Genomic DNA, 21,152 nt, shown 5'->3' on the forward strand with positions numbered 1-21,152 from the left:
ATTGTCTTTTGTTATCAATTAAATTCATAAATATTTTTAATAGCAAACAAAAACAAAAGAAAAAAACTTTCATTAGATAATGCATTAATAGACATATAACTTGCACCCATACAAATAATTGGTAAGCAACTTATTATGCTTATATTTGATAGCTTTTTTCTAATACCAACATTACATAAGATAGTTAAAACAAAAGAACTAAAAACGATGAAGCCAAATATACCCCATACAACAAATAATTCGAGTAAGATATTATGAGTTTCAAGAAAAATACCAGAGCGAAGGTGATACTCCTGAATACCAATACCTAAAATAAAACTGACTATACTTGAGGTCATTAATTTCATATACTGTTCTGCAATTACATTTCTGTTACTAGTAAGAGCATCCGGATCATCAATGAAATCGGTAAATCTTGAAAACAGTAAATCTAGAATCGCAGCAAACTCAGTTATAAAATTCAAACTAAGTAAACCCAAAATACCTATAACAACGAGTAAAAATAGGAACAATTTTTTATTTTTTTGGAAAGAAAATAGTATCTTAACTAGCAAAAGAAATAATAGAAAACTAACTACCAATAAAAACATTCTTGATAAACTCAATAATCCAAAACCAGTAAAAAGAACAAATAACATAGGATATATAATTATCGTAACTCTATTAAAATGCTTTTTGACAATATATAACATACTAAACATCGCTATCATGATATACATTGAATAATAATTCGAATCCCCTGCTCCTCCCCGAAATCGAATCGTGGGATTGTCATTTAGGAGTGTTCCATAATTCCCATAGAAATCTAATACACCATAAATGGTTGAAATACATAAACCAGCGATAAAATATTTAATAACAATTTGGTGATTGTAAGTTTTCCGTGAATAAAGAAGGAATAAGGAAACATAAAGGACAGCAGAACTCCAACTGAGTAATAAAGAAATGGATTTCAAGTTATAGTAAATGACATGAAACCATTCATACACAAGAAAAAAACCGATCAAAAGTAAATATGTCTTTTTTATTGGTTCATGGATAAATGAAATAATTTGTTTAATTAACGCTATGCAAATTAATATATTTAAAATTGGTACAAGAGAGCCTGCTATAGAGATAAACATAATCCCTAAATTAGGGACTAGTGATATTAAAAGTGCAAAGTTATTATCAATAGAACTTAATAAAATACGAAAAACGCAATATATTCCTAAGAAGTAAATTAATACAGAAACATGAAAGACTTTATCACCTAGAAGGCAAGCTCCAATAACCGTTAAATCCACTGGATATTGAAATTTTGCATAGTTACTTTTTGATCCTTTGTAAACTGTAATTCGGTCATTTAATAAATCAAATGACACTGTTATACACCATTTTCAATTGTTTTCTATACTCATCCATATTACAAATCTTTGTCGCTTTTTTAGTAGATTCTGCAGACATTTTCATATATTCACCTTCTGACCTCAACAAAGTTCCAATATTTTCTATGAATTCACTATCTGAATTACATATAAATCCACAAGAGGAATCTATTATGTTTTCAATACCTTTTAGATTTGAAACTACTACTGGTCTACCTATTGCCAATGCTTCCATTGCGATCATTGGTAAACCTTCTGATTTTGAAGTCATCACGAGAATCTTTGAATTTCGAATATAAGGATATGGATTCAATAGGAATCCTTTTAATTCTATAATGTCACTCAATTTTTTTTCATTAATCACTTCACTACATTTTTTCTCCAGGTTTCCTCCCCCCATCATTAGCACCCTTAATGTAGGAAAGTCCAACACTAACTGTGAAATAATATTAATAAATCTTAGAGGGTCTTTAATCTCTTCAAATCTACCTATGAAAGCTATATCATACGTATTTCCGGTTGGATTTAAGGAATTTTTCTTTATCCAGTTAATATCAACAATATTTTTTATTACTTTACATTTTTTATTAAAAAAGTTAGATAGAAAAGTTGTCTCTTTTATTACAGGCGAAACGACGATTAATTCTTTGATCTTTAAACAAGCTAAAAAAAATAGGATGGAATACTTATTTATACTTTGAAGCCAATCAGGATTCTGATGAATATGAGATATTACTGGCTTATTAAAACCTGTGACCAAACAAAGAAGTGTAGCAGTAAAATCATGTGCATGTATGATATCAGGATTCCAATTTCTTATTACCTTTCTCAATTCAAAAAAAGAGAGTTTTTTCATCGGTGCATAAGTAACCCCTCTTTCTAAAAGATTCTCATGTATACCCCCAAAAGGAGAAGCATATCTAAACTCATAACTATCAGATAAATTACTTATGATGGAAATAGCTACATTTTCAGCACCTGCAAAATCATTTGAACTAAGAACATGTAGGACTCTTTTTTTCATTTCTATCTCCTTTCTTGGATATTTGAGAATATGAAGTTACTAGCTTTCGATGTAATAATCGTAATAGTAATGATTTTTTTCAAGTTTATAGTTATTCAGTATTGCTCCTACTATTTTAGCCTTTGAAGCTATTAATACTTCCTTCGCTTTTATTAGATTTCTTTTTTCTGTAGTGCGTGAACTGACAACAAGTATTGTTCCATCACACTTCTCTGCTAGTATTTGAGCATCTGCAACCGAAAGCAGAGGTGGTGCATCAAAAATAACTACATCATAATTTTCTTTCATCTCCTTCATAAGTTTATCCATTTTAGAGGAACTAAGAAGCTCTGCCGGATTAGATGGAACAGGGCCACAAGTTATTATCTCTAAGCCTTTTACTCCTGACTCTTTCACTGTATCTTTAAAGGTCCAATTACTCATAAGCATATTAGTAAATCCAGGGGAAATATGTTTCTTAAACGTATAATGGATAGTAGGTTTTCGTAAATCTGCATCAATGAGGAGTACTTTCTTTCTTTCCTGCGCAAAAGAAATTGCTATATTCGATGCTATTGTGGACTTTCCCTCTCCTACTGAAGTCGAAGTGATCAATAGTGTAATAAACCGCTTTTCTTTCATAGCAAAATTAATATTTGCCCTTATTGTCCTAATTTGCTCTGCGACCAAAGATTTTGGACTCGAGTTAATCACTAGCTTTTTACCAGATTGAATTATCTCTTTTCTTTTGAATATGATTGATTCACCTCTTCCTTCTTCGTCGATTCAAGCTATTAGAAGTCTTCTGTGAAATAGGACTAACCAAACCTAATATAGGGACACCTATAAGTTCTCGAATATCCTCTTCCGTTTTTACTGTTGTATCTATATATTCTAGGAGAAAAACTATTCCAATCCCCACTATTAAACCAATAAGGGAAGAGATGGCTATATTTATAGGTAAGTTTGGAGAAACAGGTTTCATATCTTTCTTATTTTTAGCTGGAGATAAAATTATCACATTATCTACATTCATTAATATTTTAATCTCTTCTTGAAATACTTCCGCTGTCTTATTTGCTATCTCTACCGCCTTTTGCAATTCTTTATCCTCGACAATAATATTGACAACCTGAGAATTCTGTTCGCTAGTCACTGAAATTTTTTCCGTAAGTAAATCAGTAGAAGTTTTTAGAGCTAGTTCTTCAATAACTTTTGTTAAGATTACAGGACTTTTTATAATGACATTGTACGTATTAATTAATTGGAGGTTCGTTTGTATATCTTGAGTATTTAATCTTTCTTCCTCAAATTCCTTTTGATTTATTAATATTTGTGTGGAAGCTTCAAACTTTGGTGTTAATAAAAAAATGCTAAGCAAAACTGTTGTTGTTACGATTAATATAAAAATACAAATAACAATCAGTATTCTTTTCTTAATTACTATAAAGAAATCATGAAGGCTGATCTGGTCTGTCAAATAATTGCTGCCTCCTTTACTGTATTCGTAACTGGTTATCTTTCAAACTAAGTATGAGATGTTGAAGTAGCCAGGTTATTATATCTAGCTATTTTTTATACTGATTGGTGGGAATGATTGAAACTCTTTTCCTAAAACAACATGTTTGGCGTTATCAATAAAATAGGATTCTAGTTCAATAGAATACTTTTTTCGTACCAATTGATAAGCTTCCTTTAACAAAAAAGGACGGCTTTGATAATGATGTGCGTCAGATGCAATGAAGTGAACTAAATCGCGTTTTATTAGTGCATGAGTATATTTTTTTAATGAAAAACCATTGATACCTAACAAACTTGCGGCTGTTATTTGAAATAGCGTGCCTTTGTTTACTAACTCAAGAAGGAGTTGTTTATCTTTTCTTAGAATGATATTTCTTTCTGGATGAGCGATGATAGGCTTATAACCTTTTAGTTGTAGTTGTACAAGCACATCAAAGATGTAAGTAGGGAAATGATTCCACGGTAATTCAATCAAGATATACATACCACTATTAGCGAGAGTTAAAAGTCCATTATCTATTTCATCCACCATATTATTGAAAAAACGTATCTCTTGACCTAGTAGTATTTTTAACGGTATACCTTCATGTGAGATTTCTCTATTAAAGTTAAAAAGCGATTCTTTTACCTTTTGCTGGTCATTTTTATATATTTCATCATAATGAGGTGTGGCAATTATGTGTGTCACCCCATTCGCTACCGCATTTCTGGCAAGTAAAATAGCTTCCTCCATAGATTGTGGCCCGTCATCTAGCCCTGGTAAAATATGATTATGAATATCTACTAGCACTTGTACATTACTCCTTTAGTATGAAATTATATTCAAAAACTAGAACAGGTATGTCTAGTAGGCACCTTTCCCGGTAATAACAATTCCAATGGATCGAATGACAATTTTAAAATCTAATATAAAGGAGCAATTCTGAACATAATACAAGTCCCGTTCAATTTTTTCTCCATAAGTTATAGTTGATCGGCCATACACTTGTGCATATCCTGTGATTCCTGGTTTTACGAGCAGTCGCTTTTTTTGTTCGAAAGAATAGTGATTTGTAATTTCGACTATTTCAGGTCGGGGTCCTACAAAACTCATATCACCTTTTAGCACATTCCATAATTGAGGAATTTCGTCTACGCTGAATTTCCTGTAGATTTTTCCTATGCGTGTTACTTGTAAATGCTCTGGCTTAGTAAATAGAAAGTCTTTAGGAACCTCTTCTGCCCAAGGATATTGATGACTACTATATTCAATTAACTCCGTCTCCATTGTTCTAAATTTCCAAATCGTAAAAGGAGAATTATTCAAGCCAGATCGTATTTGTCTAAAAAAGAGAGGTCTTCCGGAAAACAAAACTAGAATGATAGAAAATAAGATAATAAACGGAATGAAAATGATGATTAATGTAATACTACCTATAATATCTGCGCTCCTTTTACCTATACGGTTATAGAAATAATGGTTTGATTGGTTTAGCGCTTTATCTTTATTATTCTCCACTCATAGCCTCCTTTAGGATTTGTTAACTAGAAACATAGTAAAAAGTATATTCATCCTTCCTACGAAAAAAGAACTAATAAAATGAAGCAATAAGAGGTTTTTTACACAAAAAAAATAAGCTTTCCCAAGGGTTTAGCATCAGGACTGCTTACGAATATTATTTTTCAGTATTATATTGTACTTTTCTTGTTACCCTTTATTCATTCCGAATAAGCCAATATAGCTAATAAGTTGAAACTAAAAGTAATAACAAAAAAGCCTAACAGAATAATCTGTTGGCTTTTTTGTTAGATAATGAATTAAACGTTTATCGGTAGGGTATGGCCTGTCTCAAGTAAACTTTTCAGATTGCTAAGTATTGCTGGCCATCCATTGTTGATTCCGTAGAAGTTCTCATTTTCTTCTTGTATATCTGAAGGCAATAACTCCTCATGCTTGAGTGATAATTTTACGATGGAATCCATTTGACGCAGTCTAAATGTAACAATAGGTGAAACTTTACGTTCTGTTTTATCTTGCACCCACTCAAATGTATAAGATAGGAGTCTGTACGGTTCATAGCTTAGGACTTGTCCTTTATCTACAATATTGTCCGACTGGTCAAGAAAAACTACAGGTGATCCTTCTGCCCATTCAGATTGAATCTTATGTCCAAACCAGTATTGTTTTGTGTAGTCTCCATTAGTCAATGCTTCCCAAAGCTTTTCCGGTGTGGCTGCAATGTAGATTTCATATTCAAAAGTTATATTATTCATTTTAAACCTCCTTATTATTTACTCTTCCCCATCACTATCATGTTCATCTTTTCTTGGTGGTAGGATACCCATCTTCTCTACATATTTAGGTAAATTCATTGCAATGAAAATTAAAATAACCGTAATAATAGCTAAATCATATGCACCGTAACCTATAGTCAATCCTACACAAGCAGTTATCCATAGATTAGCTGCAGTAGTAAGTCCACGCTTTACGTTATCTTTATCTACCCATATTACGCCTGCACCAAGAAATCCAATCCCACTAATTACTTGAGCAGCTAAACGCATAGGATCCATGTATGGTCCTTGATTTAAAGTAGATAGACTCATTGCTAATGTGGATCCCAAACATACTAGTATATGGGTTCTAATGCCTGCAGGTTTATTTTTAATCGCTCTTTCTAACCCAATTAACAACCCTAAAAACGTTGCCACTAATAATCGAATGTATAAGTCATAATGTGAATTGAATAAGGATGTAACAAAGTTCATCATTCATTAACTCCCCCTTAATCATTTTTTTTATAATCATACAGATGTTTTCATTATTTTAAAAGTGAATTATCAACTAGTTAAATGTGAGAGGAGACCAAGAACAATTAGGCTGGTCTTTTTTTAATTCCCATTATCCTCTAGGGCTGAGGTCTTAGATAAATATAATTCTAAGGAACAATGTGGAACATTTTTCTATTTTCTACAATAAAGAAGCAAGAAAAAGATGGAAAGAAGGGAGTTATTCGTTTTTGCATTAATCTTTTGTAAATTTTTTTAAGATATCAACCAATCCATTTTTTTATTTTGTATTTATGTTAGCATTTTATTGGCACAAATTTGTAATTTTCAGGAGGAATTATTTCTATGTCGTTATTTACTAAATGGGCTTTTAGTAACAAAGCAGCTGTATCTGTAATTACCATCTTAATATTAATTATTGGTGTTGTTAGTTACTTTAGATTACCTATGGAATTTTTACCCTCTGCTGATAATCCGCAAGTTACGATTATCACAATGGGGCAAGGAACTGACTCCAAAACAATGGAATCAGATGTAACCTCTCCAATTGAAAGAGCAGTTACAGGATTGAATGGAAAAACATCCGTTTTTTCAAGAACTGGAGACGGCTATTCGAAAGTAGATCTAGTTTACGAGTCTGGCTATGATATGAAACAAGCAAAACTGGACGTACAAGATGCTCTAAGTAATGTAAATTTACCGCCTACTATATCCAAGCCAATCATTTCACAACTAAATACAACCATGATACCAATCGTTAACATCGCAGTCACCTTTGATGAAGGAATGACTACAGAAAATATGGAGTTTGCACGTAATGAGCTCCAAGCAAGATATCAAGATATTAAAGGGGTTTCAAGTGTTGAGATCTATGGACTAACAGATTCTGTTATTTCCGTTAAGATTGATGATGAAAAAATGGCAGAAAATCAAGTCTCCCTTCAAGCAGTTATGGGTATTCTAAATGGTCAAAACACTGCTGTAGCTGTTGGCGAGAAAAATATTGATGGAAAAACAAGCAATATTAAGGTTATCGGTGATTTAACAAGCATTGAAAAACTGAAAGGTTTAACTGTTGCTCCTGATGTAACACTTGGGGAAATTGCAACGATTGAAGAAACAAGAGATTCTAATTTTGTTAGCCATTTCAATGGTAAGGATAGTTTAGATATAAGCATCACAAAAGATAGTCAATCGAATGCAGTAACCATCAGTAAAGAAGTTGCAAAAGTTACAAAAGAAATTAATGAAAAGTTTAAACAGCAGGAATCTACTCTTTACATATCCTCTGCTGATTTAGTTGAAAATTCCGTTCATACGATGATAAAAGAAGTTCTTCTCGGCGCACTATTTGCAACGATTGTCATTATGCTATTTTTACGTAATATCCGTTCAACCTTTATTACGATCGTATCTATCCCATTGTCCCTGTGCTTCACACTATTCCTACTATCCATGTCAGGTGTGACACTGAACATTTTAACGCTTGGTGGAGTAGCAGTTGCAGTTGGACGTTTAGTGGATGACAGCATAGTTGTTATAGAAAATATATTCCGTAAAATGCAGACGGAGAAATTCTCCGTGAAGATGGTTATTGATGCTACGAAGCAAGTAGGAGTTGCAATTACCGCTTCTACATTAACAACAGTTGCCGTTTTCTTACCTATGAGCTTATTGAATGGTGGACTTCAGGAATTCCTACTACCATTCGCTTTAACTGTTACTTATTCGTTGCTTGCTTCATTAATCGTTGCATTGACTGTTGTTCCATTAATGAGTGCGGGATTATTAAAGAATGCAAAGATTCCAGAACATAAAGCCGCTGTTCGTTTTCCAAAAGTAGTGACATGGTCTTTGAATCATAAATGGATTGTCTTTACAATTTCGATACTATTGTTTGTTGGTTCCATCGGAGCTTACTTTGTCATTCCGAAAGGTGCAGTTGACAACTCTTCGGCAGATTATGTTGTGGCTACACTGAGCTACCCGAATGATACACCTATTGATGAAGTGAAAAAAAATACGTTTGAACTTGAATCCTCTATTCTAGAGATGGATGAAGTACAATATGTCTTCGCACAAGTAGGTTCTCCAGCGGAAGCAGCACAATATGGCTGGGTTGGATCGCCGACTGAAGCATCCTTCAGTATTTTATTGGATGATAAAAAGGATACGGATGCAGTTGTAAAAGAAATGGAAAAGAAAAAAGATCAATACACTGATGCTAAATTAGAAGTAAATACAGCCTCCTTTATGATGGGCGGAGGAAGCACGAATATCACTATCGATGTTGTTGGTGAAAATATAACTGACCTTGAAAAAGTCGCAACAACAATAAAAGAAAAAGTACAAAATATAGATGGCGTAGAAGAAGTTACAACCAACCAAGATGAAAAGAAAACCGTGTACTCCCTTGTTGTAGATCCAACGAAAGGAAATACAGAACAAGTTGCACAACAATTAGGTGTCATGTTAAATAAAACACCGATTGGTACGATAAATTTAGATGACAAGCAAAAACCTGTATTTTTAGAGCCTGTCCTAGATGCAGAAACACCGGAAGACTTAGAGAACATACAAGTCATGACTGAAACCGGCCTAGTACCTGTATCTGATATTGCTACATTACAAAGTGAAGAACGCTCAACGAGCCAGTTCCATAAAGATGGAGATGCTTACCTTCGTGTGACAGCATCCGTTGATCCTACAAAATTATCAGAGATATCAAGTGCAGTTAGCTTAGAGATATTTGGGGATAAAGAGAACAAAAAAGGTATGGACATTCCAGAAAATGTCGAGGTTCTAATTGGAGGAGCAAGTAGTCAGCAGTCCGAAGACTTTACAGACTTATTCCTTATCATGCTTGTTTCCATTGGTATTGTTTTCCTAATTATGGTTATGACATTTAAGTCAATCAAAGCACCAATTGCAATTCTCTGCTCGCTTCCGCTTGCTGCAATTGGAGCAATTTTAGGAATTCTCATTAGCCGGATTCCAGTAGACATTACAGCACTTTTAGGAGCATTAATGCTAATAGGTATCGTCGTAACAAATGCGATAGTGCTTTTAGATCGCGTAAAACAAAATGAACAAAAAATGATTATTCGTGATGCTCTTGTTGAAGCAACTGCTACAAGAATGAGACCAATCTTTATGACTGCAATCGCAACAATCTGTGCAATGCTTCCATTATTAATGAAACAAGCTGAAACAGGAAGCTTAGTATCACAAAGTCTAGCAATTGTTGTAATTGGAGGATTAGCAATGGCTACCCTACTTACACTCATTGTAATTCCATGTATATATGAATTACTTTACTTTAGAAAATCGAAGAAACAGCGAGCAATTCAAGCTGAGGAGCAAAATGCTGCAATAGAATAAAACTAAAAACCAGACCACAGCTTAAATTGCTGTAGTCTGGTTTTTCAAATTAAACTGTTCAATATAAATTATCGCGAAGGTCTTGCTTCTTGGCAATTTGGACATTTTTTTTGATTACTACCTTTAAATTTCGTAAAAGTCTTTTCAAAATTATTTCCGCAGGAACATTTAAATAGTAGTTTTTGCGAGTATCCTACATATTCAGTTGAAAGTAATACGCTTTCTGAATTCTTTGTTACATAATCACGTATACCTTCTATCGTCCATTTTTTATTCATCATGACACCTCCGGTTCGATTTTAATCAATGGAAGAAGTTTTAGATATATTACTCTTAACTCATAGCTTCCTTATGTACATAGGTTCCAATTATACCATCACTTGGACTACCTTGTCTTAAGCTCAAATATTCCATTTATTTATGACGTTATGCATAATTTAAAAAACGATGGGAGCATTAAGCTCCCATCATTTCTTAATTAATATTTATTATTTTTTCTTTGAGCTTGTGCTTTTTGGTTTGCTTGAGCGTTTTGTTGTTTTACTTCTTGTGCATTTGTTTGAGCTTCTTGAGAAATTCCAAATTCAGATCCAAATTCAGCTTGAGAAGCGTTTTGATTTGCTTGCGCATTTTGTTGTTTTACTTTTTGAGCATTTGTTTGACTTTCAAGTGGAAGATTGTTTTTATTGTTGTTTGCCATTTTTCTTCACCTCCATAAAAATTATCTTTGCCAAAACAGAGGTTATTATTAATAGCAAATGTTGGAGTATTGGATTTAGTTTTTTAAAGACAATTTAAGCCATACTATTTTACAGAGAAAAAAACGATGAAGGAACTCATCAATTGTAAGTTCCTTCATCGAAATTAATTATTCAACTACTGGCAACCAACCTTTTACATTCACAAGTCTCTGCCATAATGGATCTGGAATTACTAATTTTTCCTGATCACGTCTAGATAATGTTGTACGGATTTGTTCTACTTGTCCAGCCTCAACTTTTTCTATCCATTTTGGCTCCATTAGTAATTCACGACCTAAAGCAATTAATGGGACTCCTGTTTCTAACGCTTCCACTACATCATCTGGTGTATGTAATGAACCTACACCAACTATTGGAACACGAGTCCCAACTACTTCATGAATTTTAGTAATCCTGGACTGGGTTTTATCTTTCTCACGGAAAGACCCATTCCAAAATGTGTTTACAGAAATATGTAAATAATCGAGGAATTGATCCGCTAATTTATCTACAAACTGAATAGTATCTTCTAATGTAATCCCAGGATTTGTACCTTCTTCAGGTGAGATACGATAACCAACAACAAATGGTGCATTTGCATGTTCAGCGACAGCTTGCTTTACAGCATCTACGATAGCCAACGGGAAATTCATTCGTTTTTCAAGTGTTCCACCCCATTGATCATCTCTACGATTGGAATGTGGTGAGAAAAATTGCTGTAACAGATACGTATTAGCACCATGAATCTCTACTCCATCAAAACCAGCTGCAATCGCTCGTCTTGTCGCCTCACCGAAAGCTTTAATCGTATTGTGTATTTCTTCTTCGGACATTTCTCGAGGCATTGGTGCATCCTCTTTTGCTGCAACATCACTTGCTGATACAGGCTGGTGATCTGGCAATAAGTCTGGTGGTGATTGTCTACCACCGTGGTATATTTGGATAATTGCTTTCGTTCCATTTGATTGCATGGTTGCAGCCAATCTCTTCAATCCTGGAATGAAAGAGTCATCATCAATGCTAAACTGCCCCGGAAATCCTTTTCCATCCTTACTTACATACGCACATGCTGTAATAAATGTCCCAACACCACCAGTACGCTCTTTGTAATAAGCAAGTTCTGCTTCAGATACTTCCCCGTTATCGTGAGATGAATAATTGGTCATTGGTGCGACCATAATACGATTCTTTACTTCTAACCCTGAAGGAAAGGTAAAGGTTTGAAAGATTTTTTCATATTTTGTATTCATATATAATCCTCCTGTGTTTTAATTAATTCAATTATAAACATACACTTTTCATTCTTTTATGTCTTGAGATAGGCATCTCTATAATCTTAACTTATCATGAGTTTTGTTTATTCAGTTATACCCTTAATCAAACTAAGGGAAAACAAAAAGCCCCAATCAACGAATCTAATCGTAGATTGGGGAAACCTTTATTTAACGCCATGGAGACAATTGGGTTTCAAGGTAACAAAAATAATGGTATCAAATTAATCTTTGGTCCTCTGCAGTTAGAAAGTAATAACTCCGAATATAATTGCAGCTATAATCATGACAAAACATGACCCTAATGCCCACTTAAAAATAAACTTTTGATGGTCTCCAAATTCCACACCAGCCATCCCAACAAGTAAGTAAGCTGATGCCATTAATGGGCTCATCGCATGAACTGGTTGACCTAGTATAGACGCACGCGCAATCTCTACTGGATCCACACCATAAGCTGCCGCAGTTTCAGCTAAGATTGGCAACACTCCGAAATAGTAAGGATCATTTGCCATAAAATAAGTAAACGGAATACTTGTTACAGCTGTAATGACCGCAAAAGACGAACCTAAAGATTCTGGAATTACTGCAACTAAGCTATTAGCCATCGCATCAACCATTTCTGTTCCAGATAAAATTCCTGTAAAAATACCGGAAGCAAAAACTAACCCAACAACTGCAAGTACATTACCAGCATGATTAGATATTCTTTCTTTTTGGTCATCTAGATTTGGATAGTTAATCATAAGCGCAATAACAAATGCAATCATGAATAAAGTAGATAACGGTAATACTGAAGTAACCAAACAAATAATTAGGGTAATCGTTAAAGCGAGATTTACCCATAATAATTTTGGACGCTTATAGTCTTCTACCGCTGAAGTTGCAGCTAGTTCACTTATAGCAAGTAACTCTTCCTTTGAATATTGAATCGTGGCAACTCCCAATCTTTTGCGCTCTTTTTTCCCAAGAATAAACGCAGTAAATAATGTCCATAAAAGACCAGCCGCCATAACAGGGATAAGAGGTGTAAACACATCTGCAACATCAAGCTGCAGTGCAGCTACTGCTCTCGCTGTTGGTCCACCCCAAGGTGTCATGTTCATGACACCAAATGAAAGCATCGCAATACATGTTAATATAAGCGGATTCATTCCAATGCGCTTATAAAGCGGAAGCATTGCTGCTACTGTAATCATATAAGTTGTCGTTCCATCACCATCAAGTGCTACAAGCATAGCAAGGATAGCTGTACCTAAAACAATTTTTAATGGATCTCCCTTAACGACTGCTAAAATTTTTGAAACAAGCGGATCAAATAAGCCCGCATCGATCATTACACCAAAATAAAGTATAGCGAACATTAACATTACACCAGTCGGTGCAACTTGCTTTATACCATCTAGCATCATTTCACCGATGCCAGGTCCAAATCCTCCTATTAACGCGAACAAAATTGGTATCGCAACTAACGCTACCATCGCGGACATTCTTTTTGTGATGATTAAAAACATAAATACGGCGATCATTGAAAAACCTAATAGTGCTAACATACTTTACCTCCCCTTACTGCTTTTCCACAATTGTCATTTATCAAATATGACAAACTAATTTAACAATTTAGATATTGTTTATAAATATAAAATAGTAGCCTGCTCATGTAAACGTTTACAAAATAATATTATTTAAATACTTTATAGCTATTTCGTTCATTTAATCCATAATCTGATAATTCATTAAACTTAACAAAAAAAAGCTTGGAAAATCCAAGCGTTTCAGACTGTAGACAAATTCTTTTTACAATGAGTAGAAATGTATATGAGAATTAGCGGGGCCCGCCACTTCGCTTCCCGTGGCGCGCCTTTCCTATTTTTCAAAAAGTGAAAGTGGAAATGCTGTGATTAATCAATGTTTCTCGGAATATCTGAAATAATAATAACGGATTTCCTGTAGTAATCGCTTCAGGCGGACGCTTTCCGCGGGCTCGCGCCAAGCCTCGGGCCAACAGAATGTTGGTCATGAAGGTGTTGCCGCAGGAAGCGGCGATCTTAGCCTTCCTACTTATTGACTGCGGGGTCTTGGACTGTCTCGCTGTCCCGCAGGAGTCGCCGCCTTCCGCTCATTTTAATCTTCAAAAGACAGAAAAGAGGACAATAAAAGCCTTTTCACTTGATAAAATGGGATAGTCAAGTGCATTTGTTGACAAGCTGACTCTTGAAAAATCCAAGCGTTTTTCGACAAATAAATATGGTGATAAAGGGCCACCATATTCTTCAATGCACTCTCTTATAATTGAATTTAACAATTGACAACACTCATTATGCAATACGAATAATCTATAATGCCTTTACCGACCCTTCAAGCACATCTTGTCTACCAAACAGATACCTCAAAAAAATCGGTACGATGAATAATATGAAAAAAACTCGAAACAACTGATAGGCGGCAACCATTGATACATCTGCATGGACAGTATGAGCCGTAACACCCATTTCTGGTAAACCACCTGGAGCTATACATAAAAATGCAGTTGTCATTGAAATCGGATAGATCATATGTAAGATGTAAGCTAAAACGAGAGCAAAACCGACAATCAATAATCCCGAAATAAACGAAAATGGAAGTAGCTTTTTCCAATTTCTCAACATATTCATTTTAATTCCAAGACCTAAATAAACACCTAGGCAAAGTTGTGCAAGTACGATAAAAATGGGAGGCAGTTGAGGTGTTTCAAAGCCACTTACAGTTAAAATAGCAGATGAAAGTAGAGGCCCTATAATCCAAGGAGTTGGACATCTGAATCGAACTGCACATGCAGTGATGAATAGAACAATGGCAAAGACCGTAATAACTTGAAAAAAGTTACCGTATTCAGTTTGCGTTACAAGGTCGATTGCAGGTTTACTTTTTTCTGTTCCACCACTAGAAAATGCATGAATCGATAGTGTTGGTACCATAAAAATAACGGTTAACATTCTAATTGTTTGCATGAATGTAACAACTGTTGAATCTGCTCCTTTGATCTCTTCGCTCAATACAACCATTTGGGATAAACCACCTGGTGTCGTCCCCATTACAGCACTTGATATATTAATTCCAGTTAACTTTGAAACAAAAAAAGCGAGGGCCAGTCCAAAAACTACCATTAGAATAGTAATTATAGCCATTGATGGCAACTGGTCTACGATCTGTCTCGCACTAGCAATCGTAAACGACAAGCCCATGCTATAGCCTAATAACATTTGGCCGCCATTTCTAAAACTTCTCGGCCAATATAAATCTCGTTTTGATAGTAGCTTCCAAATCAAAACAGCCGTTAATGGCCCTAGCATCCATGACAATGGTAAATTTAATAATGTGAATAAAAAACCACCTAATATGCCACAAAGTAAAGTTTCTACAAATGGAAGTTGGCTTTGTTTTCTTTTAGTTATCAATTTTGTAATCGGTGTAAAAGTCATGATGCCCTCCCATACTTACTACTCATCTACATACGGACAAGACGAGGCTGCCCCAGGTCGTGTTATAACTCTCAACCAACTTGAATAAAACGGCGGAGATGTTAACACATGCAAATCCCTAAGGCAACCTCGTTATAAGATAATTTCTATACCATAACAGCTTCAACAAAATAATCATTAAAATTAACAACATTCGTGAGTATTTTATTACCTTATATCTTATGGAGTGATTACTTGCCTCTTTCCTAGCTATTTAGATTCGATCCAAAGTAGTTGTTGTTGTTGTATAATTTTGCTAATATCGTACAGCTATTATAATAAGAAGTAAATATTACGAAACATTAGTTCATAAAAATCATTTAAACTATTTTGTTTATTCTGTTCAAGACGTATTAGTCCTCACCATTAACCTTCATTAATTTCTCATACATCTTACCCTGCTCTTCTAAAAATTTAGAAGTTTCACTACTATTCTTATAAAAATCTTTCCACATATACTTCTGTAGCGTTTGTTGCCATTTTTCTGTTCGAACCATTTTTTCAATCGTAGTATCCCAAAAATGGATTTCATCCTTCGTCATATTAGGCGGCCCCATAATACCGCGCCAATGTTCAAAAACTAAGTCAATTCCTTCTTCTGACCATGTAGGAATTTCAGGAAGTTCTTTTAATCTTTCATCCGATGAGATAACGAGCAATTTTACTTGATTTAAATCATAATATTTTTTAGCCTCTGCCAAAGTCATTGTTGCAACATCTATTTGCTTTTTTAGTAATGCATCCACTACTTGAGCACTATTTTCGTATATCAAAAAATCAAGATCTTCGGGTTGTAATCCAGCTTGTTTACTCGCTAATACAAAAGAGAGCTGATCGTCATTCCCTAATCTTGGAGAAACGCCAATTTTATAATCATGAGGTGTTTCTTTCAGATTTTCCATTAAGCTCTTTGCACTACTTATGCTAGAATCTTTCGAAACTATAACAACCTCCCATTCTGTTGCCAAAATGGCGATTGGTGTAAAATCTTTATAGGTTATCTTACTTTGACCTAATAAATGATTAGTAATGAGCAAGCTGGAATTGATGGCTAATACATCATCTTTTTGCTGTTTTGTATATTTCCAACCTAACTCTCCACCAGCTCCAATTTTATTCAGTACTCGAATATCCCCGTCAATTAGGTTTTCACTCATTAATACGTCTTGTATCGCTCGTGCAGTTAAGTCCCATCCTCCACCAATAGAGCTTGGGGCAATAATCGTTACTTTATCTGTATTCACTTCCTGATTCTCTTCCGGTGAACACCCTGTTAAAAACGTGACAACAAGTGTGACAACGACCATTATTTTTTTCCTCATTGTTCATCCCTCGTTAACTTAATCGAATACACCTCGGCGTATTGGAACTCAGATTTTCAACTTTATTCAACAGGGCTTGTGGTCCCAAGTTGGAGTATTCTGCCGAATGTTCGTTGAAACTTACTTGTTATTCTATAAAGTAATATTTTCTCTGAGGTCTTCCTACAATTCCATATTCATGTTTTGCTATGCAGACATTTATCGAAACAAGATACTCTAAATATCTTCTTGCAGTCGTTCGAGATACCCCCATATTTTCACTCATTTCATCGATGGAAACGCCTCTAAGTTCTTTCACCACCTCTTTTACTTTCTCTAAAGTATGGCGATCAACACCTGTAGGGAGATCGTTTTGCATTATTGTTGACTGATTAGTGATTCCAAAGAATCTATCAATCGTTGTCTGATCCATCTCATCACTAATACTAAGTAATTTTTTCTTTCTTTTATAATCTTCAATCGTTTCAACAAATTTCTTCATTGTTACTGGCTTTAATAGATAGTTAGATACACCATATCTGACAGCTTTCTCAAGCATTGTTCTTTCCGTTGCAGCAGTCACCATAATAATATCAATTAGCGGATAAGTTTCTCTGATTTTCGATAATAAATCAGTACCAAGTTCATCAGGCAAGTAGATGTCTAGTAAAAGTAGATCCACTTCATTTTCACTTAAAAGTTCCATTGTTTCTTTCGCATTTAGCGCCTTTCCAACCAGTTTTATACCCGTTATCTTTTGCAAAAACTGCTCATGTACTTGTGCAATACGAAAATCGTCCTCTGCTATTACAACCTTAATCACTTATTTCCACTCCTTACACTATCCCAGAACCTTTTTTGGAAGGTAGACTGTAAAAATAGACCTTCCTCGTTCATTACTCACTTCAATTGTTCCACCTAATGATTCTACAATGCGTTTAACATTGAATAGGCCATACCCTCTATTCTCACCCTTAGAGGAGTATCCTAACGTAAACAAAGACTCTATCAAGTCGTCTGAAATTCCCTTTCCATTGTCTGTTACTTCTATAATAATATCGTTTCCAATTCCCGTAATGGAAAAAGTCACTATTTTCTCTTTCTGATGCGCAACTGCATCAAATGCATTATCAATAAGATTCCCTATAATTGTAACGATATCTGTTACCTCTATATGACTTGGTAAGGGATCTACATAACTGTCGGCATCAATTTCAAAGATAATTTTCTTTTCAGACGCTTTTCCAAGTTTACCTAACAAAATAGCTTGGACATTTGCATCATGAATTTGATTAAATAATATCTGATTTTGATGCTGATGAATGACAGACTCTTTTTGAATAAATTCTAATGCATCCTGATATCGTTCTAATTGTAATAATCCTGATAACAAATATAATTTATTGGAGTACTCATGTGTTTGCGCACGAAGTCCCTCTGAATAATCACGAACCTCTGTTAATGTATTCATAAGCTTTATCAATTCAGTTTTATCCCGGAAACTAGAAACGACACCTACGACTTTTCCATTTTCAATAATCGGGATTAAATTAAAGATGAACATTTTCTCGTTAATCAAGACCTCCATGTTATGAGCAGTCTTTCCTGTCTGTAACACATCATCTATTTTTATATCTTGAAGGACATGCTGAATGTGCTGACCTATAAAGTCTTCCTCATTAAGATTCAACATAGACTTTGCGGAATGATTGATTAAAGTTAATAATCCATTTTCATCAATAGCTATTATTCCTTCTTTAACGGATAAAAGAATTGCATTTCTTTCCCTATACAAGGAAGCAATTTCATGTGGTTCCAGTCCCAACGTATCTTTTCTAATACTTTTTGTTAGAAAAATACCTCCAATGATTCCTATAAGTAATACAATCAATGATGCAATAATAATGATTTTAATTCGTTGATAGATACTCTGATAAATATCCCTTTCCAAAAACTCGACGGATACTGTTCCGATTACCTGAGTATATTCTCCATAATCCGCAATAATAGGTACCTTTCCAATTAAAGCCGAACCTTGCTTCCGTTCCACTTCAAAATTGTTAGAACCACCAAAAATGAACGCCTGATAACTTGTGTCGTCTAAACTCTTCTGACCTACCAGGCTAGGATTTACGTGTGAATAAATGATTCCCTCACGATTTTCGATGATAATATTTGCCGCATGCACCTGATCTTTTACTTGCTCAGCAATTGGTCGAAAACGGGTTTCTAACTCTTTTTTTTCAATAGCATCCCTAAGTTCAGGCATGAGAGAAATCGACTTTGCCGATTGCAAAGCTAATTGCTTCACTTGATTTCTTGTATCAACAGATTGCAAGTAAGCAAATATGCTAGCGAGAAGAATAATGATTAATAGGATTAACGTACTAATTAGCCCTAATATTTTTGTTTGTAATGGAATATTTCTTATTTTCTTCATTGTCATAACTCTTTTCTTAAAATAACTATCTTTCAATCATAGCATTTCCTCAAACTAATTTATATTATAGCGTACACCGTCCTCTTAACTACAAAGAGTCATGGAAACAAGGATAAAAAACCAAGATGATCTGTTTTTTTGAAAACCGCCCACTTTATTTGTGAATTATAAAAATTAAAGACACCTGATTTTTTAGACACAAAAAAACCTCCTAATCATAATTGATTTAGAAGGTTCTTCGGTAATCTTTACTGTAAGTCGAGTTTTGGAGCCGTTAATTTCCGTTCCATGCGGACGCGTTTCGCCGGTATGGTTTCAGCCGCTTCCCTTGCTCCTGCGCAAGCTCGTCGCAAAAAATAATTTCGCTACGCTCAGTCCAGGGTCTTCAGCTCACGCTATTCCAGCTGAAGTCGCCGCCTTCCACTCCTATCAACTATATCCGCTTTTCAATTAGAAAAACATTGCCATTAATCACTGTGACCTCGCAACGACTAGTGGAATATCTTTTTTGGATTATAGGATAAAACTTACAATAACTGCTGATAATACGCTTACTAACGTTGCTCCGTATAAAAGTTTCAAGCCGAATCGTGCTACAACGTTTCCTTGTTTTTCATGTAGACCTTTTACGGCACCTGAAATGATTCCAATGGAAGAAAAGTTTGCAAATGAAACAAGGAAAACTGAAATGATTCCGATAGATCGTTCGCTTAGATTTGAAGCCAATTCACCTAAAGAAAGCATTGCTACAAATTCGTTTGTAACTAGTTTGGTTGCCATAATACCACCTGCTGTTACTGATTCTGAAACAGGGATACCCATTAAAATCGCAACTGGAGCAAAGACATATCCAATAATTTCTTGGAATGTGATTCCAAATATCATATCAAATACGCTATTTACTCCTGCCATTAGTGCAACGAATCCTAATAACATCGCCGCAACCACGATTGCAACCTTGAATCCATCCATTATATATTCGCCCAACATTTCGAAGAAGCTTTGTTTTTCTTCTTGCACAACAAGGAGATCTTCTTCTTCGGTTACAGTGTAAGGATTTATGATGGAAGCAATGATGAATCCTCCAAATAAATTAATCACGATCGCAGTTACGACATATCTCGGTTCAATCATTGTCATATAAGCTCCGACAATAGACATCGATACAGTAGACATCGCTGACGCACTTAGTGTGTATAGACGTTGAGGGGATAATTGTCCAAGCTGTTTTTTCACGGTAATAAATACTTCAGATTGTCCAACAATAGCGGATGCTACCCCGTTATAAGATTCCAATTTTCCCATGCCGTTTACTTTACTAACTGCCCAACCAATCCATTTCATAATGAAAGGAAGAATTTTAATATGCTGCAGAATTCCGATCAGAGCCGAAATGAATACGATTGGAAGTAAAGCAGTTAAGAAGAAAGGTGCTTGTCCTTCATTCGCAATGCCAGCAAATACAAAATTGATTCCTTCATTAGCGAAAGCTAGTAATTTTGTAAATCCGGCTGCGATTCCCTCAATAAGAATCAATCCAAACTTGGTATTCAGTAATATAAAAGTTAAAATTAACTGTATAATAATCATCTGGATAATTGGTCTAATTTTTATTTCTTTACGATTGTTACTTGCAACCCACGCAAGACCCAGCACAACAATTAAACCTACGATTGAGATAAAATAATTCATTGAATGCCTCCACAAAGTTGTATTATTAAAAGGTTGAACGTCTGACCATTCAAACTTACTTAATAAGTATACAGTTTTAACTTATCATGTCCAAGGAAACTATTCCCTCTTGTCTTTTTAGTAAACCAATCCCACTATATTGATAGACAAAAAGCCACGATCACCGA

Annotated in this window: 18 protein-coding genes; 1 reads left to right on the forward strand and 17 read right to left on the reverse strand. The window is 34.7% G+C overall.

The annotated features are described in order from the left end of the window. Nucleotides 1-14 precede the first annotated feature (14 nt). The 8 genes from P2Q73_RS01130 to P2Q73_RS01165 form a co-directional block, all read right to left on the reverse strand. Complete coding sequence (locus P2Q73_RS01130) at nucleotides 15-1,364, reverse strand: O-antigen ligase family protein (RefSeq protein ID WP_275782984.1); 1,350 nt, start codon at nucleotides 1,362-1,364, stop codon at nucleotides 15-17. Further along, the gene (locus P2Q73_RS01135; RefSeq protein ID WP_275782987.1) at nucleotides 1,354-2,391 is read right to left on the reverse strand and encodes a glycosyltransferase; all 1,038 of its coding nucleotides are present in this window, start codon (nucleotides 2,389-2,391) and stop codon (nucleotides 1,354-1,356) included. The genes P2Q73_RS01130 and P2Q73_RS01135 overlap by 11 nt, the downstream gene beginning before the upstream one ends. Before the next feature lie 39 nt (nucleotides 2,392-2,430). Next, nucleotides 2,431-3,084, reverse strand: coding sequence for a CpsD/CapB family tyrosine-protein kinase (locus tag P2Q73_RS01140; protein ID WP_345798816.1), 654 nt, complete (start codon nucleotides 3,082-3,084; stop codon nucleotides 2,431-2,433). A gap of 49 nt (nucleotides 3,085-3,133) precedes the next feature. After that, complete coding sequence (locus tag P2Q73_RS01145) at nucleotides 3,134-3,850, reverse strand: YveK family protein (protein ID WP_275782989.1); 717 nt, start codon at nucleotides 3,848-3,850, stop codon at nucleotides 3,134-3,136. Nucleotides 3,851-3,934: 84 nt separating this feature from the next. Next, nucleotides 3,935-4,681 carry a tyrosine-protein phosphatase gene (locus tag P2Q73_RS01150; RefSeq protein ID WP_275782991.1) on the reverse strand — a complete coding sequence of 249 codons (747 nt, stop codon included), beginning with the start codon at nucleotides 4,679-4,681 and terminating at the stop codon, nucleotides 3,935-3,937. Between the two features lie 54 nt (nucleotides 4,682-4,735). Continuing rightward, nucleotides 4,736-5,389, reverse strand: coding sequence for a sugar transferase (locus P2Q73_RS01155; RefSeq protein WP_275782993.1), 654 nt, complete (start codon nucleotides 5,387-5,389; stop codon nucleotides 4,736-4,738). A gap of 299 nt (nucleotides 5,390-5,688) precedes the next feature. Beyond that, on the reverse strand, nucleotides 5,689-6,144 hold the full coding sequence (locus P2Q73_RS01160; RefSeq protein WP_275782995.1) for an SRPBCC family protein: 456 nt from the start codon (nucleotides 6,142-6,144) through the stop codon (nucleotides 5,689-5,691). Nucleotides 6,145-6,162: 18 nt separating this feature from the next. Next, a complete protein-coding gene (locus P2Q73_RS01165) occupies nucleotides 6,163-6,642 on the reverse strand; it encodes an MgtC/SapB family protein (RefSeq protein ID WP_275782997.1) in 480 nt (159 codons plus the stop codon). 363 nt (nucleotides 6,643-7,005) lie between these two features. On the opposite strand from P2Q73_RS01165, the gene P2Q73_RS01170 reads away from it, so the two are divergent. Further along, nucleotides 7,006-10,041: an efflux RND transporter permease subunit gene (locus tag P2Q73_RS01170; RefSeq protein ID WP_275783000.1), complete on the forward strand. Its 3,036-nt coding sequence runs from the start codon at nucleotides 7,006-7,008 to the stop codon at nucleotides 10,039-10,041. A 68-nt stretch (nucleotides 10,042-10,109) separates the two neighbouring features. Here P2Q73_RS01170 and P2Q73_RS01175 read toward each other — a convergent pair whose 3' ends face one another. The 9 genes from P2Q73_RS01175 to P2Q73_RS01215 all read right to left on the reverse strand — a co-directional run bounded on the left by P2Q73_RS01175 (nucleotide 10,110) and on the right by P2Q73_RS01215 (nucleotide 20,985). Continuing rightward, nucleotides 10,110-10,319 (reverse strand): hypothetical protein, encoded by a 210-nt coding sequence (locus tag P2Q73_RS01175; RefSeq protein ID WP_053588459.1) that lies wholly within the window; start codon nucleotides 10,317-10,319, stop codon nucleotides 10,110-10,112. 200 nt (nucleotides 10,320-10,519) lie between these two features. After that, entirely contained in the window at nucleotides 10,520-10,741 is a 222-nt protein-coding gene (locus P2Q73_RS01180) for a gamma-type small acid-soluble spore protein (RefSeq protein ID WP_056832703.1), read from the reverse strand. Nucleotides 10,742-10,909: 168 nt separating this feature from the next. Continuing rightward, nucleotides 10,910-12,031: an NADH-dependent flavin oxidoreductase gene (locus tag P2Q73_RS01185; protein ID WP_275783005.1), complete on the reverse strand. Its 1,122-nt coding sequence runs from the start codon at nucleotides 12,029-12,031 to the stop codon at nucleotides 10,910-10,912. Between the two features lie 266 nt (nucleotides 12,032-12,297). Beyond that, nucleotides 12,298-13,605 (reverse strand): CitMHS family transporter, encoded by a 1,308-nt coding sequence (locus P2Q73_RS01190; RefSeq protein WP_275783008.1) that lies wholly within the window; start codon nucleotides 13,603-13,605, stop codon nucleotides 12,298-12,300. A 783-nt stretch (nucleotides 13,606-14,388) separates the two neighbouring features. Further along, a complete protein-coding gene (locus tag P2Q73_RS01195) occupies nucleotides 14,389-15,513 on the reverse strand; it encodes an AbrB family transcriptional regulator (protein WP_275783011.1) in 1,125 nt (374 codons plus the stop codon). A gap of 392 nt (nucleotides 15,514-15,905) precedes the next feature. Further along, on the reverse strand, nucleotides 15,906-16,874 hold the full coding sequence (locus tag P2Q73_RS01200) for a tripartite tricarboxylate transporter substrate binding protein (protein ID WP_275783014.1): 969 nt from the start codon (nucleotides 16,872-16,874) through the stop codon (nucleotides 15,906-15,908). Between the two features lie 127 nt (nucleotides 16,875-17,001). Further along, nucleotides 17,002-17,676: a response regulator gene (locus tag P2Q73_RS01205; RefSeq protein ID WP_275783017.1), complete on the reverse strand. Its 675-nt coding sequence runs from the start codon at nucleotides 17,674-17,676 to the stop codon at nucleotides 17,002-17,004. Nucleotides 17,677-17,694: 18 nt separating this feature from the next. Next, nucleotides 17,695-19,293 (reverse strand): ATP-binding protein, encoded by a 1,599-nt coding sequence (locus P2Q73_RS01210; protein WP_275783021.1) that lies wholly within the window; start codon nucleotides 19,291-19,293, stop codon nucleotides 17,695-17,697. Nucleotides 19,294-19,806: 513 nt separating this feature from the next. After that, nucleotides 19,807-20,985, reverse strand: coding sequence for a NupC/NupG family nucleoside CNT transporter (locus tag P2Q73_RS01215; protein WP_275783024.1), 1,179 nt, complete (start codon nucleotides 20,983-20,985; stop codon nucleotides 19,807-19,809). Between the last annotated feature and the right edge of the window lie 167 nt (nucleotides 20,986-21,152).

The sequence above is a fragment of the Bacillus sp. Cr_A10 genome, from assembly GCF_029222665.1.
Lineage (GTDB): Bacteria > Bacillota > Bacilli > Bacillales_A > Planococcaceae > Psychrobacillus.